General features: G+C 59.3%; 2 protein-coding genes and 1 pseudogene. 2 read left to right on the top strand and 1 reads right to left on the bottom strand.

Annotated elements, in window-relative coordinates; genetic code table 11:
* Window positions 1–210: 210 nt before the first annotated feature.
* Both ASF41_RS24165 and ASF41_RS26230 read left to right on the top strand, forming a co-directional pair.
* Window positions 211–1101 (top strand): glycosyltransferase family A protein, encoded by an 891-nt coding sequence (locus ASF41_RS24165; RefSeq protein ID WP_082504647.1) that lies wholly within the window; start codon window positions 211–213, stop codon window positions 1099–1101.
* 746 nt (window positions 1102–1847) lie between these two features.
* Window positions 1848–6950, top strand: a complete 5103-nt coding sequence (locus ASF41_RS26230; protein WP_056495155.1) for a family 16 glycosylhydrolase — start codon at window positions 1848–1850, stop codon at window positions 6948–6950.
* 485 nt (window positions 6951–7435) lie between these two features.
* On the opposite strand, the pseudogene ASF41_RS26225 reads toward ASF41_RS26230, so the two are convergent.
* A pseudogene (locus ASF41_RS26225) lies at window positions 7436–7723 on the bottom strand (hypothetical protein); the annotation flags it as partial.

Here is a 7723-nt window from a genome sequence, read left to right as displayed (position 1 = left end):
AGAACGCGTTCGCCGCCGTCCGACCGGATGAGTGCCGAAACTACCTCGCCGCTGCTGGATACGATGCCTACGAGCCAACCTGAAAGGGAACGGCTCTAGGACTTTTCATGGTCTGGGGCATGCGATAGCATCTCATCCAGTTTAATACTAGATGCTCGGCAGCGCCGCCATAGATGGTGCCTGGCATCGAGAAAACCGGCGGGATGACTAATGGATTTGGTCTTGATTTCAACATCCAACGTAGCCGGTGGTCGCTCCGAAGCGCTTGCGCGCATGATAGCATCTGTCGCAGCCATCCGCGCCGCTAGACCGGAACTGACTATCAAGTTGTTTCTTTTGCTTCAGGAGTACGATGTAAAAAGTTGCGGTCCAATTACAAAGGAATATTTTGATCTAATTCATGTTATTACAAGTGATCGCCGCTTATCGCTTTCTCGTGCTCGTAATATCCTGCTCGAAGCAGCTTGCTTAAGTGCGATCACAGAAAATTCCGTCGTTGCTTTTCCCGATGATGATTGTTGGTACCCGCCGGGTATTATCGAGGGAGTTGTCAGTCGATTTGTGGGTAACCCAGAAATCGATTTATGGTTCTGCAAATATAGCTCGAAGCCCGTCCCTTTTGAGAACAAAACTGGACGCAGGGCAAAAATTGTTGATGTTGCGCGGCATGCATCGTCGAATACTACTGTGATGCGCGGGCGTCTTGTTCGAAGGTTGGCAAAGTTCGACGAAGAACTCGGAGTCGGCACGCCTCGGAACGGCGCTGAAGACACTGATTTCGCTATTGCTGGTTTTAAAATATCAAGGCAAAGCGAATTTCTCGATGTGCCATGCATCGGCCATCGCGATTATGATAAAAAACTCAGATCTAAGTATTACCCGGCCGCAACCTTAGTCATAGGTCGCCACAGCCATGATAGCTTGCCGTTAAAGTTTGAACTAATTCGTAAATTTGCGATTGGAGCGCTCTTGGTTGTATGGCGCGAAATTTCTCTGATGTCATATTTATCAACCTTGAAAGACGCAGTGAATGCAAGCATATCAACTAAGCAGGCTCCTAAGTTTTCGCACCTGAAGAGAAATAACATTAACAAGAAATAGAGCATGCTCCGAGCAGCTTGAAGCGCGTATTAGGCTGAAGGGTTGGTCGGTGATCGAGAGCGCCTATGTTCTCAGTTCTGTCGGTCGACTTGCGTAGACGTGTTGTAGTGGCCGCTGCAGCCAGGTCTCGCGCATGAACTGAACCGCGCCGGGTTTGCCAATCCTATGCCGACATCCTCGAACAGTACTGCGACGACTGGGGCAAGCTCATCGTCCAGCGCCGGCGCATCATGTCCATCGGACTGCGCCAATGGGCATCTGAGTTCTCATCAATGAAAGTTTGTAAAATTCGTTGGGCACTCCTTCACAAATCAGCATCAGCGGTTTGAGGGGAAGCTTCTGTGGTTCGTATGTATTCAAAGCGGCGAAAGCCTGGCTATACATAGTTCCAGCTGCAGAATTTTCGGAGAACATGACAATAACGCTATGGTTTTCGTCTCGGCCTCCCCGTTAGGGACCGCAGAACGTCGCTGTATCAACCGGCCCATTCGCCGAAGCCCGCGATCGCATCGCGTTCAGGCGAAGCAAGCGTGGCCATAAGGGCGCCCTCGCCGGGATCATCACTTTTCGGTGCCGCGCGAATGCTGACTCCGCGGAGTTCGTCGGACCATCAGGGGGCCACAATCCATCGGTACTTTATCCTTCTATGACGGTGAAAACCGTCATGGTAAGCGGATGGTGTCTTCTACGGGTGAAGGCAGGTGTGCATGCGGCGTTGGGCCGTTGATGGAAACAGGTTCGAAACAATGGCTCTGACGTCCTCCGGTGCGCCCACCAACACGATCACGGGAACCGCGATTGGACAAACCCTGACCGGCACCTCGAAGAACGACATGCTGGTCTCCTACGGGACGCCGGGCACTTCCAGCGGCAGCCTCTTCGGCGGCCTCGGCGACGACAGCTACTACGTGCACTCGGCCAAGGATCGCGTGATCGAGAAGACCGGAGAAGGGACCGACACAGTCTATTCCGACTTCAACTATTCGCTGCCCGCCTATGTTGAGAACCTGACCCTTATTGGCAACCTCCGAGTGATGGGGACCGGCAATGCCGGTAACAACATCCTCAAGGGGAATGCCTCCAACAATTTCCTCGACGGGGCCGCCGGCGCCGACGAAATGACCGGCGGCGGAGGGGCTGACACCTTCGTTGTGGCCGGCAACGACACAATCATGGATTTTGGAGCCGACGACCATGCGAACCTGTACGGCTACACCGCCTTCGCCAGCTTCGCCCAGGTCAGGGGCGCGATGACCCAGAGCGGCGCCAACGTCGTTCTGAAGCTCACCGCCAACGACTCGGTGACGTTCAAGAACGCCAGCGTCGGCCAGTTCACCGAATCCAACTTCCTGCTGAAGACGCAGCTCTCGGCCTACACTCAGACCTTCGGCGACGAGTTCGACACGTTCAACGTCAACACCGGAACCGGCAGCACGGGGACTTGGACGCAGCTCTACCCGCGAACCGGCATGGCCGCGCATACGACGGTGGATCACGGTTCGATCCAGTACTTCACCTTCCCCGGCGATACTGACGCCTTCGGCGATGCCGTCACGGTAAATCCGTTCGCGCTGCAGGACGGCGTGCTCTCCATCTCGATGAACCCGGTTGCGCCCGAAGACCAGCCGAAGTTCAGCGGCTACCAATACACCTCCGGCATGATCAATTCGATTGGCAGCTTCAGCCAGACCTACGGCTATTTCGAGATCCGCGCCAAGCTCGCCGCCGGAACCGGCCTGCACGATGCCTTCTGGATGCTGCCGGTGGACGGCGGCTGGCCGCCCGAACTGGACATCGTGGAGCAGAGGGGCAGTGACCCGACTCACCTCATCAACGGCATCCATGCGGTCGATGACGGGCTGCAGAGGAACGTGTCGAAGACGCTCTTCGTCGAGACCGCCACGACCGAGTTCCACACCTATGGGCTCGACTGGGAGCCCGACTATCTCACTTGGTACGTGGACGGTGTCGCCCAATGGACGACGCCGACCCTGCCGGGCATGGACAAGCCGATGTACCTCATCGCCAACATCGGCGGAGGCAGCGACTGGGCCGGCGATCCCGACAGTACCACGCCGTTTCCCGCCACGATGCAGATCGACTACATCCGCGCCTATGCCAGCCAGTATACGGTGGAGAAGGGCGTACCGGTCGACAAGGAGGGCACCGACGGCAACGACGACATCTACGGCACCAACCTCAACGACACGCTGAACGGCGGCCTCGGCGACGACAGGCTCTACGGGGGCGCCGGCGACGATACCCTGATCGGCGGGGGGGGCAGCGACCTCCTCGACGGCGGCTACGGCAACGACACTTACGTCGTAACGTCGACTGGCGTGAGCGTCTCCGAAGGCGAAAACACCGGGATCGACACCGTCAAGCTGACCCTCTCGTCCAGCTACATCCTGCCCAATCGAGTCGAGAATCTCATCTATGTCGGAACCGGCAGCCATACCCTGCTCGGCAACGGCCTCGACAACGTTATGCAGGGCGGCGACAATGGCGGGCTGATCTCCGGCCTGGCGGGCGACGACACGCTGAGCGGCGGTGCGGGTGCCGACCAGATGAACGGCGGCGAGGGCAGGGACGTTCTGCGCGGCGGCGGCGGCGTAGACACCTTGCGCGGCAACGACGGCAACGATTTCCTCTACGGCGACGACGGCGACGACCTCGTCAAGGGCGACGACGGCGACGACTACATCGAGGGGGGCGCCGGCAATGACAACCTCCAGGGTGGCGACGGCAACGACATCATCCTCGGCGGCGACGGCGCGGATTCCTTGGAGGGTCATGGCGGGACTGACCGGCTCGTCGGCGGCGCGGGCAACGATACCTATTACGTCGACGATGTTGGCGACGTGGTCGTTGAGAAGGCGGGCGAGGGCAACGCCGATCTCGTGAAGTCCCGGATGGACATCTACACTCTGGCCGACGAGGTCGAGAACCTCTCGTATCTCGGTACCGGCAACTTTGCCGGCACCGGCAACGGACTCGCCAACAAGATCATCGGCGGCACCGGAACCGACAGCCTCGACGGCGCGGGCGGCGCGGACACGCTCACCGGGGGCGCGGACGCCGATGTATTCGCCTTCACCGCAGGCGAGGCTAACGGCGATGTCGTCACCGACTTCACCGGTGCTGCGGATCCTACGGGCGACAGGTTGAGCTTCTCCGGATACGGCATTGACGGCACAATCACTCAGGTCGGTTTCAGCGACTCGTACGTCGTGAAAGGCGGTGTCGGCTATGAGGGGATCAGCGAAACGATCCGCCTGGTCGGCGTCACCAATCTAAGTGCGGACGATTATGTTTTTCTGCCGCCGGTGAACCACGCACCGACGGATATCCTCCTTGACGCTGGTCCGGTGGCTGAGAACACCGTGCTCAACAGCGTGGTCGGCACGCTGACGAGCGTCGACTCGGACATCGCGGAAGTCACCAGCTTCAGCCTACTCAACGACGCAGGCGGCCGCTTCAAGTTGGTGAGTGCAAACCTCGTCCTTGCCAAAACGCTAGATTATGAGCTGGAGACCAGTCACCAAATCACGGTCAGGGTTAGGGACTCGGCCGGGCATACGCTGGACAAGGTGCTGAGGCTGAACGTCGCCGACAGCAACGATACGGCTCCGGTCTTCAGGTCAAGCAGTGAGCGCACGGTCAGCGAAAACCAATCGGATATCATCAACCTTACAGCCACGGATGCCGACACCACTGGCGAAACGATCGTCTACTCGATCATCGATGGCGATGACGGAGCGCTCTTCCGCATCGAGGGGAACGCGCTCACCTTCATCACAGCGCCGGACTACGAGAGCGCGGTCCATAGCCCGTTCTATGCAGTGACCGTCCGCGCCTCGGACGGGGTCAACAGCGCGACGCAGACCATCGCCATCACCGTTGCCGACGTAAAGACGGCTGACACCCTGATTGGTACGGCAGGCGCCGACTTCTTCGCCTACAGCCCGACCCTCAGCTACGATGGCGTGGACGGAGGTGAGGGCATCGATACGCTGAGGGCGACGGCTGCAGCTTCGGGTGCGTGGATCGGGATGAGCGCCACGAAGGTCACGCTGGATTTCGATCGCGATGGCAGGATCGACCTCACGGCTGTAAATGTCGAGAAACTAGCTCTAACCGGCAGCCTCATTGAGGTTCAGTCCAGCCTAACGGCATCGGCGGTCACCGAGCTCTCGTTGACCGGCACTGCGGGAGCCGACACGCTCGATGGCTCCCTGGCAGTCGTCAAGCTCGTGCTCAACGGCGGTATGGGCGCCGATACGATGAGGGGTGGCGCTGCCGACGACACATTCGTTGTCGACAATGCCGGTGACGTGGTGCTTGAACAAGCAAACGGCGGCTATGATACTGTTAAGACCTCGTTCGCCAGCTACACACTCGGGAGCAATCTGGAAGCCTTGACCTATATCGGCAGCTCGGCGTTCACCGGCAAAGGCAATGCCCTCGACAACGTGCTGATCGGCGGGACAGGCGCTGACCGTCTGGAAGGTGCCGCAGGCGCGGACACGATGATAGGCGGTCTTGGCAACGATACCTACGTAGTCGATAACCTGGGTGACCTGATCGTCGAGAACCCGAACGGCGGTGTCGACCGCGTTCTGTCACAGGTCAGCTACACCCTGGCGGACAATGTCGAGAATTTGACGCTCAGCACCTCGGCGGCAATCAACGGCACGGGCAATGCCTTGGCCAACGCCATCGTCGGCAATGCAGGCGTGAACACGCTTGGTGGGCGCGGCGGTGCGGACACCCTCACGGGAGGGGCCGGCAACGACACCTTTGTCTTCCAGCGTGGCGAGGCGAACGCCGACGTCGTCACTGACTTCTCAGGAGCGGGAATTGTCGGTGGTGACGTGTTGCAGTTCGTGGATTACGGCACGGGCGCCTACCTCACGCACACGGCGGGTACGAACCTCTATGTGATTCATGCCGGAGCCGACTTCGGCGGGCTGACCGAGACGATCCAGCTGACGGGCGTCACGACTCTGAGCGCGGGCGACTTCATCCTTAACGGCGTTGCCGGCGGTCTGCTGGACGACGCCAGCTCCACTCCACCCGCGTACGACGGCGGATCGTCGGACAAACATCTCGGGGACGATATCTATGTCGTCACCTCGTCGTCCGACCTGATCACGGAACTCGTCGATGGTGGCTACGATACCGTGCAGACCACGCTGACCAGCTACACACTGTCGAGCAACGTGGAAGCGCTAATTTATACCGGAACCAAGGCCTTCACCGGAACGGGCAACGGGCTGGAGAATCTGCTGATCGGATCCTCGGGCGCGGATCGTCTGAGTGGCGGTGCGGGTGCGGACGTCATGAAGGGCGGTCTCGGCAACGATACGTATATCGTCGACAATGCTGCCGACGTCGTCATCGAAGCGGCGAACGAAGGGACGGATCGGGTCCTGACCCAGATCAGCTATACCTTGACGGACAATGTTGAGAACCTAACCCTCTCGACCAGCAAGGCGATAGACGGGACCGGGAATTCACTCTCGAACGCCATCATCGGCAACGCAGGTGTGAATGTACTGGATGGCCGCGGTGGTGCCGATACCCTGACGGCGGGGGGCGGCAATGACATTTTCCAGTTCCAGCGTGGCGAAGCAAACGGTGACACCGTTACTGACTTCGCTGACGGGGGTACAGTGGGCAGCGATATGCTTCGCTTTGTTGGTTACGGCGATGGGGCTTACCTTACTCATGCCGTTGGATCGGACGACTACGTGATCCACGCCGGGGCTGCCTATGGCAGCTTTAGCGAAACTATCAAACTTACGGGTGTCGCCAATCTTGATACGGGAGATTACCTCTTCGTTTAACGGGTCCTTCTCTGATTAGGGTTTGTGAGGCAAGCGTCTCCTGGCGTAAGGAGATCGACAGAGCGAGTGCTCTCCTTCTTCAAGCGCTCGCTGGAGCTTGTCTGTTAAACAGCGTTGAACATTGGCTCTGACTCACTCTCGCTGATACCGACTGCGTTGAGGTAGCGGGCATCTATGATGGAGCCGCAGCATGCGCCCTCGCTTCCGGTCGTCGAGCCGGGCCTGATGGGGTTGTCTAATCGCATCTCCCTCGTCAAGCGGGTTGGTCGTGCAAGGCGTTGCCGGATGCAGGGGTGTCTCCGCGGTCGGCATAGGCTGCCGCATGATGGAGCTTCGCGGCGCGAGCCTTCAATGTGGACGACGCACTGTGCCTGATCGGCGGTGCAACCCCATCAACGGAATGGCTCAGCTCACGTCCCGGCAGGGACAGGGTCAGCGTTCTGGGTCTCGAACGCTTTGGGATGCTAGATGTTTGGTCCCGGCATTTAGTGGAGCGGGTTTGACCTGAAGCGGCTGGGCTCGGCGGACCATGCTTTGCAGATGGCCTCGTAGGGCGTGAGACCGCGCAGGGTCTTCAGGCGGCGGCCAAAATTGTAGGCACTGACGAAGTCGGCCAGGTGAGCGCGGAGTTGCTCGTGGCTGTCGTAGATCCGTCGCAACGACCCTGGGAACGGGCAATTACCCAGGCCCTTGCGCGGGTCGGATTTCGCTGATTCCTTCATGGGATGGGGCGCAGCGATCTTGAGCGGTTGAGCCGCGAGGAGCTGATCGAG

Source organism: Methylobacterium sp. Leaf111, assembly GCF_001423285.1.
Classification (GTDB): Bacteria; Pseudomonadota; Alphaproteobacteria; order Rhizobiales; family Beijerinckiaceae; genus Methylobacterium.
This window is presented reverse-complemented; position numbering and strand designations above follow the sequence as displayed.

Coding starts and splice junctions, on each gene's coding strand:
- ASF41_RS26230 (WP_056495155.1), top strand. CDS start 1,848: ATGGCTCTGACGTCCTCCGGTGCGCCCACCAACACGATCACGGGAACC.
- ASF41_RS24165 (WP_082504647.1), top strand. CDS start 211: ATGGATTTGGTCTTGATTTCAACATCCAACGTAGCCGGTGGTCGCTCC.